The sequence below is a fragment of the Exiguobacterium sp. s166 genome, assembly GCF_018618855.1.
In the GTDB taxonomy this organism is placed as follows: Bacteria; Bacillota; Bacilli; order Exiguobacteriales; family Exiguobacteriaceae; genus Exiguobacterium_A.
Map to the genome: position 1 here is coordinate 621,849 of NZ_JACSMU010000002.1, position 16,649 is coordinate 638,497.

The window sequence follows — 16,649 nt, forward strand, 5'->3', positions numbered from 1 at the left end:
TGATGAATTTAGAAGAAATGTTAGTTTCGGTTGATACGTTTTATGTCTTATTCGCTACCTTACTCGTCTTTACAATGCAGATTGGATTTTTATTACTCGAAACAGGAATGTTGCGGGCTAAAAATGCCGGGCATGTCGCGGTTAAACAATTAATCAGCTTCTCCGTTGCCGCCCTTGCCTTTTGGGCGATCGGCTTCGGACTGACGTTCGGAGATGGTCCAGGTTTAATCGGAACAGAAGGATTCTTCCTTCAAGGAGGGTTTTCAAGCCTTGACTGGTCAAATGTAACAATCGATGTCAAGTTCCTCTTCCAACTGTCATTTGTCGCCGTATCCCTCGCGATCGCTTGGGGTGGTTTTGCGGAACGGGCAAAACTATCCGTCTACTTGTTGTTCGGGACGTTCTTCGTCGCCATCATCTATCCGATCATCGCCCGTTCGGTTTGGGCCGGCGGCTTCCTTGGTTCTCTCGGAATGCAGGATTTTGCCGGTTCGACCGTCGTCCACTTACAAGGTGGGATTGCCGCTCTCGTCGCTGCTCTGATCCTGAAAAAACGGATTGGTGCGGAACAAACACCTTTACTCGGTCATAACGTCATCTACTCCGTCGTCGGGGCTTTCATTCTTTGGTTATGTTGGTTTGGATTCAATGCCGGTTCGACGTTAACGATCGCTGACGGATTCTTCAGCTATGTCGCCTTGACGACATTACTTGCGACAGCTGCTGGTGCTCTTGGTGCGCTCGCCATTTCCTTTTGGCACCGCCGGGTCGCAGATATCCCGTCGATCATCAACGGCGTCTTAGCCGCCCTTGTTGCCATCACTGCGGCTTGTGCCTTCGTCGAGCCCTGGGGAGCCGTCGTCATTGGCTTCCTGGCCGGAGTCATCACGTACGGAACAAGCATCCTGCTTGCCCGTCGTGTCGATGATCCATTGTGTGCTTTCTCTGTTCACGGTGTGGCCGGAATTTGGGGCACACTCGCTACCGGATTCTTCGCTTCGCCGAGACTGGTTGAAATCACAGGAATTGGACAAGCCGGACTGTTTTACGGCGGTGGATTTACACAACTTGGGGTTCAAGCCCTTGGTGTCGTCTTCGCAGTCGTCGTAGTCAGTGTCTTAAGTTATGCCTTCCTCAAGTTGCTCGACGTAACCATCGGTCTCCGGATTACACGGGAAGACGAACTGCGTGGACTCGATGTTGCCGAGCACGGACAGGCTTCTTACGACCTTCCTGCACCGGTCAACAAAGAGTTGCACCCTGAGTATGAACAGGAAGAATCGACCGAAAAAGTCAATTGAGCGGTATCCTCAAATCCCCCTTTGCCGTAATGGCAGAGGGGGATTTTTTCTTTGATACTACAGTTATTTTTTTCTGGCGTAATATTCAGCAACAACGAGTGCCAAAACAGCACCTGCGACGACGGTCGGAAAACCGCTGATCAGATACCCGATCAATGTCAAAATCAACACTTGTAAAAACGACATAATCCGAAGAACTTTCCGTTTTGAAGCCGTCGCATCTCCAAACGGCAGTAAGCGGGTCAACAGATGCGAGTCGATCGCCCGTGTAAACGGAGCCAATTGAAAGCTCGTCAGTCCGCTGAAGGCTGGTACAGCAAGAACGACTAACCATTCATTGTCTTTTCCAAGCCACATAAAGACGGCTCCGATTAAGGTCAAACGAACAATCAAACCGATCCCGTCCGTGCTTCGAATGAATTGTTTCATGTACAGATAGTCAAATGTCCGGTTACGGTCAAACCCGATTTTTTCTACCAAAAGACTTAGGAGACGTCGGCGCTTATATGTCGTCGACAATCGTGGGACATCGACAAACCAGTTTGCGATGCGGTAAAAACGGTCACGTGATTCCTGTTCCAGTGCAATCCAGTCCATCAACGGTAACTGATCCTGTTTTTTCAAATGAAGTGTCAGCAATAACAAACTCGTCACCACGATGCTGAATGAACCCATTCCCAACATGACGAGAACGCCGGCACCGGTTGCATATAAGAGGACTATTCGATGACCGACCCCTTCGAGTTTCGATAAGTTAGCTGCGGCACCAATCATGCTTAGGGCTGCAAACAAACTGAACAATCCGATCGGTGAAGTTTCTTCTGTCCGAACGTATAAGACTGCGACAGCGAGAAACGGGATGACTGCCCGGATCATGCCAAATAGAGCATTATAGGTTCGAACCCGCTTCATGTAACCGGTAAGATGTGGCAGACTCGGAAGCAAAAAGACTTGGTCCGCTTCGGTTAAAAAGGTTCGTGTCGAGCGATAAAAGGCTAAGAAGATGAACAGACTTCCCATGACCAGATTTCCGGGGAATGACGGATCCAGTTGATCTAAAAATCGTCCGTACACGACAAGGCCGTACAAGACGACGAAATAGACGGTAAACAGCAACCCGCCGTTCGCCATATACCGGGTATATTTTGTCATTTCCGCCATAGCAGCCTGGTATCGTGTACTCCATAAAACGGAACTTGTCATCGTTCGGCCTCCTCGATGGCCGCGACATAGATATCATCAAGGGAGCCGTCCTTCAAATCGTACCGGTCTCGAAGTTCTCCGGTTGTTCCTTCTGCAGCGATTCGCCCTTCATGCAGTAAGATGAACCGATTGCAATGACGTTCTGCCGTCTCCAGGATATGCGTCGACATCAGGATTCCTTTCCCATCTGCTTTTAATTCACTGAAAATCGTTAACAATTCACGAATGGCGAGCGGATCCAGTCCGACGAACGGTTCATCGACGATCAACAACTCACTGCCCGTCACCAAAGCGCAGAGAATCATTGCTTTTTGTTTCATCCCTTTGGAAAAAACACTCGGAAACCACTCTAACTGTTTAGTCATTCGAAGCCGGGTTGCATAATGATCGATTCGTTCCTGAGCTTTTTTTTCCTCAACTGCATATCCTTGCGCCATCAAGCGCAAATGTTCACGTAAAGTCAATTGTTCATACAACATCGGTTGCTCTGGAATGTAGGCGACTTGTTTCCGGTATGTTTGTTCATCCTGTTCTAAACTGACACCGTTGATCAAGATTTCTCCTGACTTGACCGGCAACAAACCGAGGATATGTTTAATCGTCGTTGATTTTCCGGCACCGTTCAGACCGATTAAGCCGACCAGTTCTCCTTGGTTTACCGATATATTGATATCATGGAGGACTTTTTTTGCTCCATATCCTCCTGATAACTCATTTATTTTTAACAACACTCTCATCGACTCCCTTCATTAACCATCCTAGACAATTCAATCTCACTTTTCTAGTTTGAGTCATTTTTTTATTAAGAAAAGGTTTGAATACATCTTTTTACGGTAATTACTCTAAGTGTAATCGTTACATCAATATATGAAAACGACTTACAAAAATTGAAAGTAGCATTTTAAATACGAGTTTCTCTAAGAGGTAACTGGTATAATCGTCTAGCCATTTTAATTTTAACGTTTTTACCTCGCTGGTTGAAATGATTATTTTAAATGCTTTTATCTTTCAATGTGTTTACAACTGCCTGAAAACAGGTAAATCTAAAGTAAGAAAAGGAGGGTTCCAAATGGGATTCTTATGGGCTTTAATCGTCGGTGGATTAATCGGTTGGGTAGCTAGTCTAATCATCGGAAAAGACGTACCAGGTGGTATCATCGGTAACATCGTTGCTGGTTTTGTCGGAGCAATGATCGGTCAAGCAATCTTCGGTACAATGGGACCAGATATCGCTGGTTTCGCTATTATTCCAGCTATCTTAGGTGCTATCATCTTAATCTTCATCGTGTCATTGATTCTTCGTTCAGTACGTCGTAAATGATTTATTGAAATAATGATTAGTATGTAAATTTTATTGAAGGAGTGTTTTTAAATGGGATTCTTATGGGCTTTAATCGTCGGTGGATTAATCGGTTGGATCGCTAGTCTAATTATTGGTAAAGATGTACCGGGCGGCATCATTGGTAACATTATCGCAGGTTTTGTTGGTTCAATGATCGGACAAGCTATTTTCGGTTCAATGGGACCTACTATCGGCGGATTTGCAATCATTCCAGCTATTCTTGGTGCAATCATCTTAATCTTCATCGTATCGTTGATTCTCCGTTCAGTACGTCGTAAATAATTTAAACTACTAAAACTAAAAGGAGTGTTTTAAATGGGATTCTTATGGGCTTTAATCGTTGGTGGTATTATTGGTTGGTTAGCAAGTCTTATTCTCGGTAAAGATGTACCAGGTGGAGTTATCGGTAACATCATCGCAGGTTTTGTCGGTTCAATGATCGGACAAGCTCTTTTCGGAAGTTGGGGACCGTCAGTTGCCGGTTTCGCAATCGTACCAGCTATCCTTGGTGCAATTATCTTAATCTTAATCGTTTCGTTCATCCTTCGTGCGGTCAACAAACGATAATCTGATTTACTGCAAAAAAAACCACTAAAGACGTCATGTCTCTAGTGGTTTTTTTGTTTGATCTGCGGATTTTTTTTAGTTACGTAACTCCAGCCACATTTTACCTGATCGTTCAATGACACGTTTTTCTGACTTGATATTCAACCACCCTAACAAATCGTCAAAAAAGCTTGATGGGTATTTCCAGACCGTCCCGACTGATTCCGTCGATTTAGATTCCGGCTTGCCGGCGACTGCTTCGAGCTCAGACGTTGTTTTATTCAAATCAATTAAGATACTTTTGACTTCATGATTCTCATACACCATTTCAAATCCGTCATATATCGTTTTGTTGGCCATCTGGTTTGTCGGAGGGCCAAATGATTTTTCTACTTCGGATTGGCTTCGGCCGATATAATCCGTCATCTGTTCGACCGTCTTACCGGTTCTTGCCTTCACTTCCGCTTCGAGCAGCTTCTCGATATCGACACCGTATTGTTCCTTCTTATCCGGTGCAATCTGTTGTGCCAGTTTAAAGACAACCGTTGTCGTTCTCTGATCTCCTATTTGAACGGTCTCAGTCGCCTGTCCCGTCTTTCCGTTCGCTTCCACGCGGGCTGACACCTCATACTCGCCCGGAAAACGTTTAATGGTTAAGGGAGCCTCTTGATCCGCATTACCTGCTGGCGCATCATCGATTGAAATGGACGCCGTTTCCGTATCAACCTTCACTTCCAATGTCTGTTTATTCAAATGCAAAGTGTACGTGTCGAACCAAAATCGTCCCGGCTGTTTTTTCAATGAAAATAAATCTTGTTGCTTAGTTCGTTTTGTTTCTTTCGGATAATTGTTTTGATCAGATTTAATTTCGGCTACAGTTCGTTCAAGCCGTTCCGGGTCTGCCTTAAACCATTTCATGAGCTGATTTGTTTCCGCAAGCTTTAACGGTTTGTTGTTGAGATACACTAATTGTTGAAACGTTTCCCGGTCTTGTTCCTGTACCGTTTTTTGAAACACTTGATCTGTCTGTTGCCGTTCGGCAGCCGGTTTGATTTGACTCCATCCAATCCAAGCAATCAGACCAGCGAGTACAATAATTCCCACGATGAGTCCGATTCGCTGATTTCGTCTTTTCTTTTTTTCATATACAGTGATGCGAGACGGCATCTTCGTTTCCCCTACCTTCTTTTTTAGGATTTCCTTTAGTTTAGAAACCCTTCATATCCTTGTCAATTGCCCGCAAGACCGATTCAGTCGAGTATACTGAAGCTATATCCATCTGAAGGAGTGAGTCCATTGCAAAAAGAAAACTGTATTTTCTGTAAGATTGCCAACCATGAGATCCCAAGCCATAAAGTTTTTGAAAATGAAGAAGTTTTGGCTTTTCTCGATTTATCACAAGTAACGAAAGGTCATACGCTTGTCATTCCAAAACAGCACGCTGATAACGTCTACGATTTATCCGCAGAAAGTGCACAGGCTGTTTTTGCAACCATTCCGGAAATCAGTCGTGCTTTACAACAGGAAACAGGCGCTGCCGGAATGAACCTTTTATCGAACACCGGGAAAGTTGCCGGACAATCTGTTTCTCACTTCCATCTCCATCTCATTCCGCGCCACGACAAACACGATGGCTTTGGTGCGAAATGGGAAGTGCACAATGAAGAGTATACGGCTGAAGAATTGGCAACAATCGCCGAATCCATTAAAAATCGTCTCTGACGGTACCCAAAACCGTTCAATTACTGACTCATTTTAGAAATATTGCCGAAATAGGTTTCTAATATCGAATTTTCGGTAAAATAATACGAAACAAATATTTTAATATCAAAAGGAGGTAAAACTATGTCGAAGCGTCCCCATCGTAACTGGGTCGCTTTTGGTGCTACGCTGTCGCTTGTGACTTTTTACGGTTTGAAGGCGCTTCGCCAAGGTACTAAAAGTGACTCTTCGAATGGTAAACAACGTCGAAATTCTTATTCTACAATCGTAACGAACGTGCAGGATTTGACGCAAGAGGGAAAGAATCTAATAGAGACAGCCAAACTTTCTGGTACGACTTTTAAAGAGGAAGTTACAAGAGATGTCTCCCAGTATCAGTCAGAGGTTCAAGAATCACTCGCACGTCTTCAGAAATTTGCTGATGAGGCAAAACAAGACGTCGATCATCTTACTCCCCAACAATAACGGTCCGCTGCTTCGATTTGTTTTTGTATAGTTTGCATTTTGCGCGTTTGAGCCATTGTCACCTTTCGAAAGGATGAGTCAGATATGGAACACGAAAAATTATATCCTGGACAAGAAGCACTGTTATACAGTCATAAAATTGTCCAATTGAGCAAAGCACTATGGAAAACGGTAGAAAAAGATTGGCAAAATTGGATCAAACCCTTTGATTTAAATATTAATGAACACCATATTTTATGGATTTCCCATGCACTGGGTGGTGCCTCGATTTCTGAAATCGCCAAATACGGTGTGATGCACGTCTCGACTGCATTCAACTTCTCTAAAAAATTAGAAGACCGTGGACTTTTGACGTTTTCAAAAAAGGAGACGGATAAACGAAATACCTACGTCCAACTGACCCCGGAAGGCGAAAGTCTGTTACTTGAGACGATTCAAGCATTCCGCCCAGAAGAGAACGGTGTTTTCCGTGCTTCGTTACCACTCCAGGAACTTTACGGTAAATTCCCAGAGCTGACAGACATATCAGCAATCGTTCGCCGTCTTTACGGCGACAGCTTCATGGACATTTTTGCCGAGACATCAAAAATGATTACAGAAGAAGCAGACCGGCGTCCACAAGACCCGGTGATCGACTCGATCAAAAAAGCATGACCTTTGCATGAATTCTTCGAGTTAACGTTCTAAGCCTTGAGGCCTAGGACGTTTTTTCTGTCTTTTGAAAGTAACGTTCCCTTTACCGTTCTGTCTCAAAACGTTGCGATGCCTCACAATTTCCCACAAAAATAGTCCTCCCCTCCTGTACTTGATGTGATAGCATGGTGTAAGAGCAAATCACTTTCGATTTTGCGGAAAGCTGTCAAGATAACGAAGATATGATATGATAGAACGGTTGAAATAAATGGTAAATTAGGGGTGTATGTATGAAAAAGAAACTTTTAAGTGTAGCAGCAGTGGCAAGTGTATTCACATTAGCAGCATGTGGTTCAAATGACGAAGCTGTCATCAACTACAAAGGTGGAGAAGTCAATAAAGCGGACGTCCAAGACGAGGCGTACCAAAAAGCAGGTGCACAAATTGCTTTCCAACAAACGATGAACAAACTGCTTGAAAAAGAATACGGTAAAAAAGTAACAGATAAAGAAGTAGAAGCTGAAGTCAAGAAAACAAAAGATCAGTTCCCAGATAAAGAACAGTTCAATACGACACTTCAAACAGCCGGTATTAAAAGCGAAAAAGAATTCGAAAAAGTGCTTCGGACACAAATGCTCTTAACAGAAGCAAAATCAGCAAAATCAAAAGTTACGGATAAAGAAATCGAAGAGCGTTTCAATCAGGAAAAAGTGGAAGTAAAAGCGAGCCACATTCTTGTTGAAAAAGAAGCAGATGCAAAAGCAATCAAGAAACAACTTGATGAAGGCGGCGATTTTGCTAAAATCGCTAAAGCTAAATCAACGGATACTGGTAGCGCAACAAAAGGTGGAGATCTTGGATACTTCACAAAAGGTAAAATGGTCGAGGAATTCGAAAATTATGCGTTCAAGGATGGCGTTGAAGGTAAAATTTCTGACCCGATCAAAACACAATTCGGATATCACATCATTAAAGTAACAGACCGTAAAGAGAAAAAAGACTTTACGCTCGAAAAAGAATCCGATCGAATCAAAAAGGCATTAGCTGAAGAAAAAGCAGCTCAAGTCAATCCAAACGACATCTACCGTTCATTGATGAAGAAGTACGACGTTAAAATCGAGAACAAAGACTTCAAGGATGCGTTTGACCTCGATAAGCAAGAACAACAACAAATGCAACAACAGATGCAACAGCAACAACAATAAGCGTAAAAATCCCTGCTTCCATCATGGAAGGCAGGGATTTTTTGGTTATGCTTTTATTCCTATTAACGAATCGGAGCCCGTTCATATTGTTTCGGTAAACTGACCTCGTCTTTGAGTTCTGCTGCCGCATGGTAGACCCAGTACGGTTGACGCAAAAGTTCACGGGCAAGCAGGATGACATCCGCCCGTTCACTGCGAATGATTTCTTCTGCAAGCGTCGCCGTCGTAATCAGACCGACGGCTCCTGTCTTGATTCCAGTGGCTTGTTTGATTTCAGCTGCATACGGCACTTGATAGCCGGGATACACATCCGGAACTGCATTGGCAACAACCGCTCCAGAACTGCAATCGAGCAAATCGATCTTTCGTTTTAACAGTTCCTCGGCTAACGGAATATAATCCGTCGCCGTCATCCCGCCTGTTGCATGGTCTGCTGCTGAAATCCGGACCCATAATGACAAGTTGGTTTTTGCTTGAACTTCATCAATGATTTCAAGCAAAAAGCGCATCCGATTTTCCATTGATCCACCGTATTGATCTTGGCGTTTATTCGACAACGGGGATAAGAATGTATTAATCAAATAGCCGTGCGCTCCATGTAATTCGATGAAATCATAACCCGCTTGTTCGACACGAAGTGCCGCCTCGACGAATTGTTGTTTGATGACATCGATTTCCTCCACAGTCAGTTCATGCGGATGGTCGTATGAATCATCAAATCCGATTGCTGATGGTGCGACAGGCGGTTTAGCCGTCGTACTTTTCCGCCCGGCGTGCGCCAGCTGAATGCCTGCTTTTGCCCCCGCCGCTTTCACTTGATCTGCAATGCGACGAAGTCCGTCGATATGTTCATCCGACCAAACACCTAGATCACCTGCTGAGATTCGTCCGTCCGGTGTGACAGCCGTTGCCTCTAAGATGACACCTCCAACGCCCCCAACAGCACGTGAGGCATAGTGTGTGACATGCCAATCGGTTACAAGGCCATCGTCTTTCGCACTATACATACACATTGGTGCCATGATGACACGATTCCGGAAGGACAGTCCCCCGATTTGGATTGCTTCGAACAGTTTGGTTTTCATGAAGTTCACTCCTCTGATCAATTTCAAATTCTTTTGAATCACTTCAAGTCATCTCTTCATAGCTTGGGACGATAAAACGATCGATTATCTAACGCAAATGACCGTTCAGAAAATTGTCCGGGCTCGACATACTCAAGCAAACGGTCCATCATCGTCATTCGCGCATCCAGATTATCAATCAAAAATAATACTTCGGCTTCACGCATCTGTGGTGCGACAGCCGATCCCCACTCCGGACGGCCATGGTGACTCAGGACTAAATGTTGTAAGACCGTCAATACTTCTGCATCGATGTGTAACTCCGCCCCGACTTTTTCCAGTTCTGCGACCATTAATGAGATATGTCCGACAAGCTTTCCGGGAAGCGTGTATTCCGGTGTCACAGGATCAGACAGCTCCTTGATTTTTGCGTAGTCATGCAGGACGACACCTGCAATCAACAAATCACGATTTAACGTAGGATAAAGACGGGCAATTTGGTCAGCCAGTTTTAGCATCGACAGGACATGATACGATAAACCGGAATAAAATGCATGGTGGTTTTTGACTGCGGCTGGATGTGTGAAATACGCATCGAAGTCCTTGATGACCAGATGCTTGACCAGCTTCTTCATCTCGGCATGTTGCATCGATTCGATGAAGCCAAGTACTTCCGTTTCAATCTGTTCCCGCGGAAGAGGAGCCGATTGAATGTAGTCTTCCACATTCGTATCGTCCAGGACAGTAATTTGCTTCAGTTTCAATTGTGTTCGTCCTCGGTAATCCATCACTTCACCTGCCGCGTGGACGATAAACTTCGGTGCATATTTTTCAAGATCACTCGTATCCCACATCTTTGTTTCAATTTCTCCCGTTTTATCTGCTAAAATCAATGTCAGATAAGGTTTTCCGTTTGCAGCAATTCCTTTTAATGCCTGCTTGATCATGACCCGTTGATCGAGCATTTCTCCAACTGCTAACTGACCGATACCTTTCATTTCACAACACATCCTTTTTATTTATCTAGACTCATTTTGATTTGGAACTGTTACATAGTTCTCTGACTGTCAGACGTCACTCTACCATTCTACTATATAGGAGCTCAAAACATGGAATCCGACTCACTCTTTACATGGCATCGTTTTTTAACACTTGCTGAATTTGAAGAATACTTTCATTCTGAAACACCAACCGATGCCTTTAAGTTGGACTGGCTGAATCAACTCTCGACAAAAGATATGAACTTTACACGTGTCGAACTCGATTTATTGTACGGCTCCATCGTAACCTGGCAAAATCCGGCTGATAAAAGTGACCGCCGCTCCATCTGTTATTATCTTTCACCTACGGAACTGATTACAATCGGCTTATCGGAACATACGGTTTCCTTAATTGAACCGTTCGAGACTACGACCCCCTTCGAAGCTTTTTATGCCCTGTTATCACTTCAAATGAATACCTATTTCCCGGGAATCGATGCTTTTGAAACCGAACTGTTTTTGAGACAAGATGAGCTTCGGGGAAGCATCGACGAAAATTCGCTTGATAGCATTTTTGGCTTACGCGATACCATCGAAAACTGGTCCGACTTGGTCGTCCCGTTCCGTGAGCTTGTTTTAGCAGGTCCCGAAGCTTTCGTTCGGCAAAATACGTATACGGAGGCTTTACCTTACCAACTGGCTGAAAAACGGGTGCAACGTCTGTTGATGCTGATTGAACACTATCAAAAAGATATTGAAGTATTGCTCGATCTGTCGACAACCGTTTCGAACTTCAGAGGAAATGAAATCATGAAAGCTTTGACGATTTTCACAGCCGTCGCCACACCGATGATGGCGCTCGGTGCGATTTGGGGAATGAATTTTAAAAACATGCCCGAACTTGACTGGAAATACGGATATGCCAGTGCCCTCTTTTTGATTTTCCTTACGACCGGCGGAATCTTTTATTGGATGAAACGCCGCGGCTGGTTAGGAGCGCTCGTCCGGATGCCGAATAAAAAATCGCGACTAAAAAAATAGATAACAGAACATAAGTTCGTTATACTAAGTGTAACGAATTAACGGATTGAAAGAAAGGAGGAGACGATGATGGGACGAAAAATCATTCATGTCGACATGGACGCGTTTTATGCTTCTGTCGAACAGCGCGATCGACCACATTTAAAAGGTGTTCCTGTCATCGTCGGTGGTCCTCCTCATGCGCGGGGTGTCGTTGCGACCTGTTCGTATGAAGCACGCAAATACGGCATTCACAGTGCGATGCCGTCACGGCGAGCGTTTCAGCTCTGTCCGCGGGCCGTTTTTCTGCGTCCCCGTTTTGAAGTGTACCGTGCGGTCAGTGCCCAAATCATGGAGTTGTTTCTTGAGATCACACCTCTTGTCGAACCGCTGTCGTTAGATGAGGCCTATCTGGACGTCACAGAAAACAACCTGCAGATGACAAGTGCGACGCATATTGCCCAGTACATCCTGGCTGAAATCAAACGACGGACAGGTTTGACTGCTTCCGCCGGCGTATCAAACTCAAAGCTTGTCGCTAAAATTGCTTCCGGCCATCAAAAGCCAAACGGATTAACCGTGTTGCCTCCGGATGATGTTTTACCTTTTTTATCCGGATTAAAGATCGGGGATTTACACGGAGTCGGAAAAGTCACGGAGCAAACACTTCAGAAACATGGTTTCCAAACGGTCGCAGATATTCAACAATCGCCGATAGCTGAACTGCGGGGATTGCTCGGTCGGGACCGGGGAACCGAACTGTATACGATGGCGCACGGTCAAGACGAGCGAATGGTCCGTCCGCACCGGGAACGGAAATCCATCGGCTCTGAAAGTACCTTCGAAGAAGATACAGAAGATATCGATACCATTTTCGAAACGCTAAAACGCGAAGCACTGTCCGTCGTCAAAACACTGAACCAAAAAGAACTGGTCTGCCGGACCGTCACGATTAAATGGAAGACTGAAGATTTCCAGTCGCGTTCTAAACGTTATACGTTTTTAGAAGAAACGGCTGATGAAGAAACGTTACTCCGGGTGACGACCAAACTGTTTAATGAAATTGAATTTAAAGGTCCGATCCGCCTGATTGGTATGAGCGTCAGTCATCTTGAAACCCCACCCCTCTCCAAACAGTTAACGTGGCAAGACATTGATTCCTACTTGTAAAATGAATATCTATTCATTACACTTAAGTTAGTCATTTCGGATAAGGAGGAATCAGCCATGCTTTATACGATTACCACATTTTCAGATCGAGGACAAACGTTACTGGATGATACCTTTGACGCTCCCTCCGATTCTGAGGCACGTCAAGAAGGTATCCGCCGCCTGAAAGAAGCAGACTTGGAGCACCGCGGGGCACGTGTGACCCGCGCCGGACAACTGATTCATTTTGAACGGGCTTACCTCCCACGCCTGGTTCCAACGGAAAAAACATTATAAAAAAAGCCTCGTTCCGATGAAACGGAAGCGAGGCTTTCTCATGATGTTACTGAACGTCGTCTTGATTTTGTTCCATCATCGGTGCGTATAGTTCTTCGAGTGGCTTCATGATAATCTGTGTCACTTCCGTCAACATCGTGTGCATACGTTGTTCTTCCTGCATCAGTTGACCAATCAATGGATTGTTTTGGACTTCCAGCATCTTCGCTTGTGCCGATGCCATATCCTCAGGTGTGATTTCTTCACCTTGCATTTGTTTTTGTTGTAACTCAAGTTGCACGTTGCGGAATGAAGCGAATAGCTCATTTGACATTGGATCCGCATTGACTTGCGCGTACAAATCCTTCAGTGTCGTGTATTCTGATGTTTCGCGTAGTGCACGTTCTAGCGTGTAAGCATGATCGTATAAGTTTGTTTCAGACATCTTTGAACCCTCCAATTTTGTTAAACGATAAGAAGTATCGCTTGTATCATTCCAATTAAACCACCTAATAGTCCTCCAAGCCAAGTGATAGCCCGGAATTCTCTTCTTGAAATCGACAAGACGATTTCTTCCAGATACGCGGTATCGAGTAAATCGACTTCCTCCCGAACAATCGTTTCGAGATCAAGTGTCGCCATGATTCGTTCGACTTGTTCGACTAGACGGACTACCACTTGTTTAGAAAGCATCGGAACCATTTCTTGACTGATCCGGGCTTCAAGCGGTTGCAGTAGTTGATATAATTGCGTATCCCATAATTTCGTCAATGGAATACGCGTTAAGATCTCTGATTTCATCCGCTCGATGATTTGTCGTTCCGTCTCCGCTCCAAGCAGTTCTTCAACCGACCGCTCTAGTAACACACTGATTTCTTGTTCGACCATTTCACTGATGAACTGGTGTGTCGACTTTCCTTGTATTACCCGTTTGAGTTCCGGTTGAATCATTTCCACGAGATTGACATTAGCCAGCAACATCCCGAACATGCCTCCGCCTAATTTACTTTGAATGAACTGAGCGACTGTTTCTTCCAGTTTCATTCTTCCGGCAGGACTGTCAAAGTACTGTTCGGTCTGGTGAAGTAATGCTTCAACAATCCCGGGAACCGCTGCCTTGATTTTTGTCGTTCCGCCATCCCCGATGACTTCTGTTAAACGTGCTGTTTTAATCGAAACAGCCATCGTTGCTAGTTCCTGATCAATCCGCTGTTCCATTTGATGTTGTAACTTACCTTCCGGATTCGTGACAAATCGTTCAGCAATTTCGCGAATCGTTTTCGTCGAGCGCGTCCACTTCTGTAACTCCTGCTGAATCATCCGGGTAATGGCTTCATATACGACCGGTTGCTGAAGCCGCTTGCTGATTCCTTCCGGAGTCAATAAATGTTTGACGACTGTTCGTCCGAGATTCGCCGCTAGTTCGTCACGACGTTTTGGAATTAAACCCGGTGTAAATGGAATGCGGTACTTGCCGATATACTTTGCTTCAAGCGGACGAAATAACATCCGGATTGCAAGATGATTAGTGATTGCTCCAATCAATGCTCCAATGATGATCATTCCAATCATCTTTATGACCAAATCAACTTCTACTTGCATAGATCCTCGTTCCTTCCGATTTTGGTATTGTGGTAAAGTCTTAGTAGAACTTTTTAGGGAGGCGCCTCGTATGTTACATCAATTAACCGTCTTATTTAAGGATCATCTCTCCACCGATCCTACCGTGTACTGTACCGATAAGTATACCGTATATCAGTTAGCCGATGGACTTCGTTTCGGGATTGAAAATATGATTCTTACCCCTCGTGAACTCGACTTACTCGACCTGATTGCAGAACGGGTCGTTACGTCTGATTCCGATCAGATTGTCACGTGGCGTCATCGGTTGGAACAACAGCACAGTGAAGAAGCAGACCCGTTTCGGATGATTCATTTCTTATTTGAACAACTTGACGTCCGGACCGGCGAAGATTTGCAACAACTGCTGACTTCTTTTTTTCATCCGTCGAGTTGGATCATCCCGTTAACATCCAATCGTCTTGTCGTCATTGAACGGGAAGAGTCTGTCACAGAAAATGATTTACATGATTTTTTTACAGCTCTCCAGTCTGATTTTCTGATGGACGGCAAGGTCTTGATCGGCCAACAACGCCAATCCGGAGACCTGGCAGCTCAATTCCGGTTAGAGCAGGCTGCTTTACGTGAACTTCCCTTATTACACATTGAACGGTTCCTGCCTGCCCTGATGCGGTTGACGTTACTGTCGACAGATATCCGCGATGACTTGATCGAACGGTTCATCACACCGCTCGAACGCGAATCACGCGAGACGATTGATGCCTTTTGCCGCGCCAACTTGAATGTTTCACTGACGGCTAAACATCTCTTTTTACATCGAAACAGTCTTCAGTACCGGCTCGACCGGCTCACGGAACAGACGGAAATCGATATCCGGTCGTTCGAGGGTGCGATGTTTCTTTATACGCTTCTTCTTGTAGCATAGTGACCAAATGATAACGTTTACATTCAGGCATGTTGTCCATATGATTTTCGTACCAGTTCTCCTATACTAAGTCTTGTAAGCGTTATAGTAACCGATTACTTAATTTACAGGAGGATGTACACATGGCAGATATTCGTCTTGAGCATATTGATAAAGTTTATTCAGGAACAGCAAAAGCAGTGGATGATTTTAACCTTCATATTAAAGATAAAGAATTCATCGTTTTCGTCGGACCATCAGGTTGCGGTAAATCGACGACATTACGGATGATTGCCGGTCTCGAAGAAATTTCAGGCGGAGATTTCGTCATCGATGGAAAACGAATGAATGATGTAGCACCTAAAGATCGCGATATCGCAATGGTCTTCCAAAACTATGCCCTTTATCCACATATGAACGTATATGACAACATGGCATTTGGTCTGAAACTTCGGAAGTTCCCGAAAGACGAAATCAAACAGCGTGTCGACAATGCAGCACGTATTCTCGGACTCGAAGAATATTTGGAGCGTAAACCGAAAGCCCTCTCTGGTGGACAACGTCAGCGTGTCGCAATCGGCCGTGCCATCGTCCGTGATGCGAAAGTCTTCCTGATGGATGAGCCGCTCTCGAACTTGGATGCTAAACTACGTGTTCAGATGCGTAAGGAAATCATCCAGTTGCACAAACGTCTTGAAACGACGACGATTTATGTGACGCACGATCAGACGGAAGCGATGACCCTTGCGACTCGGATCGTCATCATGAAAGCCGGACTCATTCAACAAGTCGGAACACCAAAAGAAGTATACGACCACCCGGATAACATGTTCGTTGCTGGTTTCATCGGTTCGCCGTCAATGAACTTCCTGACAGGTAAACTCGCGGAAGACGGTCTCTTCCATGTCACAGGTACAGAAGAGAAATTTGAAGTTCCTGAAGGTAAGATGAAAGTCCTCCGCGAACGTGGCTACACAAGTAAAGATCTTGTTCTCGGAATCCGTCCGGAAGATATTCATGCTGAGTTGATCTATCAAGATACACAGACAGCTCACCGTTTCCCGGCACACATTGAAGTATCTGAGCTCATGGGAGCCGAGTCTTACCTCTATTCAAAAGTCGGTAACCAAGCGTTCACAGCACGTGTCGACTCGCGTTCACACGTCGAGATGGGTTCAGATTTAGACCTCTTCTTCGACATGACAAAAGCGCATTTCTTCGATGCAGCAACAGAAGCAACAATCCGTTAATCTTTAAG

At 44.8% G+C, this 16,649-nt stretch carries 20 protein-coding genes; 13 read left to right on the top strand and 7 right to left on the bottom strand.

The features are described from left to right. The first annotated feature begins 2 nt into the window (after positions 1-2). The gene (locus KNP93_RS07520) at positions 3-1,301 is read left to right on the top strand and encodes an ammonium transporter (RefSeq protein WP_165871663.1); all 1,299 of its coding nucleotides are present in this window, start codon (positions 3-5) and stop codon (positions 1,299-1,301) included. Between the two features lie 63 nt (positions 1,302-1,364). On the opposite strand, the gene KNP93_RS07525 is transcribed toward KNP93_RS07520, so the two are convergent. After that, entirely contained in the window at positions 1,365-2,504 is a 1,140-nt protein-coding gene (locus tag KNP93_RS07525; RefSeq protein ID WP_131503867.1) for an ABC transporter permease, read from the bottom strand. Next, entirely contained in the window at positions 2,501-3,241 is a 741-nt protein-coding gene (locus KNP93_RS07530) for an ABC transporter ATP-binding protein (protein ID WP_114596501.1), read from the bottom strand. Before KNP93_RS07530 ends, KNP93_RS07525 begins: the two co-directional genes overlap by 4 nt. Before the next feature lie 332 nt (positions 3,242-3,573). Here KNP93_RS07530 and KNP93_RS07535 point away from each other — a divergent pair, with 332 nt between their 5' ends. Genes KNP93_RS07535 through KNP93_RS07545 form a run of 3 tightly spaced genes read left to right on the top strand, consistent with a single transcriptional unit; the run spans position 3,574 to position 4,413 of the window. After that, entirely contained in the window at positions 3,574-3,825 is a 252-nt protein-coding gene (locus tag KNP93_RS07535; protein ID WP_026829092.1) for a GlsB/YeaQ/YmgE family stress response membrane protein, read from the top strand. Between the two features lie 51 nt (positions 3,826-3,876). After that, positions 3,877-4,128 carry a GlsB/YeaQ/YmgE family stress response membrane protein gene (locus tag KNP93_RS07540; RefSeq protein WP_012369598.1) on the top strand — a complete coding sequence of 84 codons (252 nt, stop codon included), beginning with the start codon at positions 3,877-3,879 and terminating at the stop codon, positions 4,126-4,128. 33 nt (positions 4,129-4,161) lie between these two features. Next, entirely contained in the window at positions 4,162-4,413 is a 252-nt protein-coding gene (locus KNP93_RS07545; protein ID WP_012369597.1) for a GlsB/YeaQ/YmgE family stress response membrane protein, read from the top strand. Positions 4,414-4,488: 75 nt separating this feature from the next. Here the strand turns inward: KNP93_RS07545 and KNP93_RS07550 are convergent, their stop codons facing one another. Next, positions 4,489-5,559, bottom strand: a complete 1,071-nt coding sequence (locus KNP93_RS07550; protein ID WP_131973263.1) for a TcaA second domain-containing protein — start codon at positions 5,557-5,559, stop codon at positions 4,489-4,491. A gap of 129 nt (positions 5,560-5,688) precedes the next feature. Here KNP93_RS07550 and KNP93_RS07555 point away from each other — a divergent pair, with 129 nt between their 5' ends. The 4 genes from KNP93_RS07555 (at position 5,689) to KNP93_RS07570 (ending at position 8,417) form a co-directional block, all read left to right on the top strand. Then, positions 5,689-6,114, top strand: a complete 426-nt coding sequence (locus KNP93_RS07555; RefSeq protein ID WP_131503865.1) for an HIT family protein — start codon at positions 5,689-5,691, stop codon at positions 6,112-6,114. A 123-nt stretch (positions 6,115-6,237) separates the two neighbouring features. Next, positions 6,238-6,579 carry a hypothetical protein gene (locus tag KNP93_RS07560; RefSeq protein ID WP_131503864.1) on the top strand — a complete coding sequence of 114 codons (342 nt, stop codon included), beginning with the start codon at positions 6,238-6,240 and terminating at the stop codon, positions 6,577-6,579. Positions 6,580-6,663: 84 nt separating this feature from the next. Then, positions 6,664-7,233, top strand: a complete 570-nt coding sequence (locus KNP93_RS07565) for an HTH-type transcriptional regulator Hpr (protein ID WP_012369593.1) — start codon at positions 6,664-6,666, stop codon at positions 7,231-7,233. Positions 7,234-7,502: 269 nt separating this feature from the next. Further along, positions 7,503-8,417: a peptidylprolyl isomerase gene (locus KNP93_RS07570; protein ID WP_131503863.1), complete on the top strand. Its 915-nt coding sequence runs from the start codon at positions 7,503-7,505 to the stop codon at positions 8,415-8,417. A 62-nt stretch (positions 8,418-8,479) separates the two neighbouring features. On the opposite strand, the gene namA is transcribed toward KNP93_RS07570, so the two are convergent. After that, positions 8,480-9,502, bottom strand: a complete 1,023-nt coding sequence (gene namA, locus KNP93_RS07575; RefSeq protein WP_131973264.1) for an NADPH dehydrogenase NamA — start codon at positions 9,500-9,502, stop codon at positions 8,480-8,482. A gap of 56 nt (positions 9,503-9,558) precedes the next feature. After that, a complete protein-coding gene (locus KNP93_RS07580) occupies positions 9,559-10,479 on the bottom strand; it encodes an HD domain-containing protein (RefSeq protein ID WP_131503861.1) in 921 nt (306 codons plus the stop codon). A gap of 111 nt (positions 10,480-10,590) precedes the next feature. Between KNP93_RS07580 and KNP93_RS07585 the strand changes: the two genes are divergently transcribed. The 3 genes from KNP93_RS07585 (at position 10,591) to KNP93_RS07595 (ending at position 12,927) form a co-directional block, all read left to right on the top strand. Beyond that, the gene (locus KNP93_RS07585) at positions 10,591-11,502 is read left to right on the top strand and encodes a magnesium transporter CorA family protein (RefSeq protein WP_131503860.1); all 912 of its coding nucleotides are present in this window, start codon (positions 10,591-10,593) and stop codon (positions 11,500-11,502) included. Positions 11,503-11,571: 69 nt separating this feature from the next. Then, a complete protein-coding gene (gene dinB / locus KNP93_RS07590) occupies positions 11,572-12,651 on the top strand; it encodes a DNA polymerase IV (protein ID WP_251135825.1) in 1,080 nt (359 codons plus the stop codon). A 57-nt stretch (positions 12,652-12,708) separates the two neighbouring features. Beyond that, positions 12,709-12,927 carry a YhzD family protein gene (locus KNP93_RS07595; protein WP_214854238.1) on the top strand — a complete coding sequence of 73 codons (219 nt, stop codon included), beginning with the start codon at positions 12,709-12,711 and terminating at the stop codon, positions 12,925-12,927. Between the two features lie 46 nt (positions 12,928-12,973). Here the strand turns inward: KNP93_RS07595 and KNP93_RS07600 are convergent, their stop codons facing one another. Then, positions 12,974-13,351 carry a YlbF/YmcA family competence regulator gene (locus KNP93_RS07600; protein ID WP_012369586.1) on the bottom strand — a complete coding sequence of 126 codons (378 nt, stop codon included), beginning with the start codon at positions 13,349-13,351 and terminating at the stop codon, positions 12,974-12,976. A 20-nt stretch (positions 13,352-13,371) separates the two neighbouring features. Further along, positions 13,372-14,508, bottom strand: a complete 1,137-nt coding sequence (locus KNP93_RS07605) for a DUF445 family protein (RefSeq protein WP_214854241.1) — start codon at positions 14,506-14,508, stop codon at positions 13,372-13,374. A 70-nt stretch (positions 14,509-14,578) separates the two neighbouring features. Between KNP93_RS07605 and KNP93_RS07610 the strand changes: the two genes are divergently transcribed. Then, complete coding sequence (locus KNP93_RS07610; protein WP_188005199.1) at positions 14,579-15,412, top strand: PucR family transcriptional regulator; 834 nt, start codon at positions 14,579-14,581, stop codon at positions 15,410-15,412. A gap of 122 nt (positions 15,413-15,534) precedes the next feature. Further along, the gene (locus KNP93_RS07615; protein WP_026829104.1) at positions 15,535-16,641 is read left to right on the top strand and encodes an ABC transporter ATP-binding protein; all 1,107 of its coding nucleotides are present in this window, start codon (positions 15,535-15,537) and stop codon (positions 16,639-16,641) included. Positions 16,642-16,649 lie beyond the last annotated feature (8 nt).

Excerpts from the sequence above, each read along its gene's own strand:
- KNP93_RS07520 (WP_165871663.1), top strand. The coding sequence starts at position 3 with ATGAATTTAGAAGAAATGTTAGTTTCGGTTGATACGTTTTATGTCTTA.
- KNP93_RS07525 (WP_131503867.1), bottom strand. The coding sequence starts at position 2,504 with ATGACAAGTTCCGTTTTATGGAGTACACGATACCAGGCTGCTATGGCG.
- KNP93_RS07530 (WP_114596501.1), bottom strand. The coding sequence starts at position 3,241 with ATGAGAGTGTTGTTAAAAATAAATGAGTTATCAGGAGGATATGGAGCA.
- KNP93_RS07535 (WP_026829092.1), top strand. The coding sequence starts at position 3,574 with ATGGGATTCTTATGGGCTTTAATCGTCGGTGGATTAATCGGTTGGGTA.
- KNP93_RS07540 (WP_012369598.1), top strand. The coding sequence starts at position 3,877 with ATGGGATTCTTATGGGCTTTAATCGTCGGTGGATTAATCGGTTGGATC.
- KNP93_RS07545 (WP_012369597.1), top strand. The coding sequence starts at position 4,162 with ATGGGATTCTTATGGGCTTTAATCGTTGGTGGTATTATTGGTTGGTTA.
- KNP93_RS07550 (WP_131973263.1), bottom strand. The coding sequence starts at position 5,559 with ATGCCGTCTCGCATCACTGTATATGAAAAAAAGAAAAGACGAAATCAG.
- KNP93_RS07560 (WP_131503864.1), top strand. The coding sequence starts at position 6,238 with ATGTCGAAGCGTCCCCATCGTAACTGGGTCGCTTTTGGTGCTACGCTG.
- KNP93_RS07565 (WP_012369593.1), top strand. The coding sequence starts at position 6,664 with ATGGAACACGAAAAATTATATCCTGGACAAGAAGCACTGTTATACAGT.
- KNP93_RS07570 (WP_131503863.1), top strand. The coding sequence starts at position 7,503 with ATGAAAAAGAAACTTTTAAGTGTAGCAGCAGTGGCAAGTGTATTCACA.
- namA (WP_131973264.1), bottom strand. The coding sequence starts at position 9,502 with ATGAAAACCAAACTGTTCGAAGCAATCCAAATCGGGGGACTGTCCTTC.
- KNP93_RS07580 (WP_131503861.1), bottom strand. The coding sequence starts at position 10,479 with ATGAAAGGTATCGGTCAGTTAGCAGTTGGAGAAATGCTCGATCAACGG.
- KNP93_RS07585 (WP_131503860.1), top strand. The coding sequence starts at position 10,591 with ATGGAATCCGACTCACTCTTTACATGGCATCGTTTTTTAACACTTGCT.
- dinB (WP_251135825.1), top strand. The coding sequence starts at position 11,572 with ATGGGACGAAAAATCATTCATGTCGACATGGACGCGTTTTATGCTTCT.
- KNP93_RS07595 (WP_214854238.1), top strand. The coding sequence starts at position 12,709 with ATGCTTTATACGATTACCACATTTTCAGATCGAGGACAAACGTTACTG.
- KNP93_RS07600 (WP_012369586.1), bottom strand. The coding sequence starts at position 13,351 with ATGTCTGAAACAAACTTATACGATCATGCTTACACGCTAGAACGTGCA.
- KNP93_RS07605 (WP_214854241.1), bottom strand. The coding sequence starts at position 14,508 with ATGCAAGTAGAAGTTGATTTGGTCATAAAGATGATTGGAATGATCATC.
- KNP93_RS07610 (WP_188005199.1), top strand. The coding sequence starts at position 14,579 with ATGTTACATCAATTAACCGTCTTATTTAAGGATCATCTCTCCACCGAT.
- KNP93_RS07615 (WP_026829104.1), top strand. The coding sequence starts at position 15,535 with ATGGCAGATATTCGTCTTGAGCATATTGATAAAGTTTATTCAGGAACA.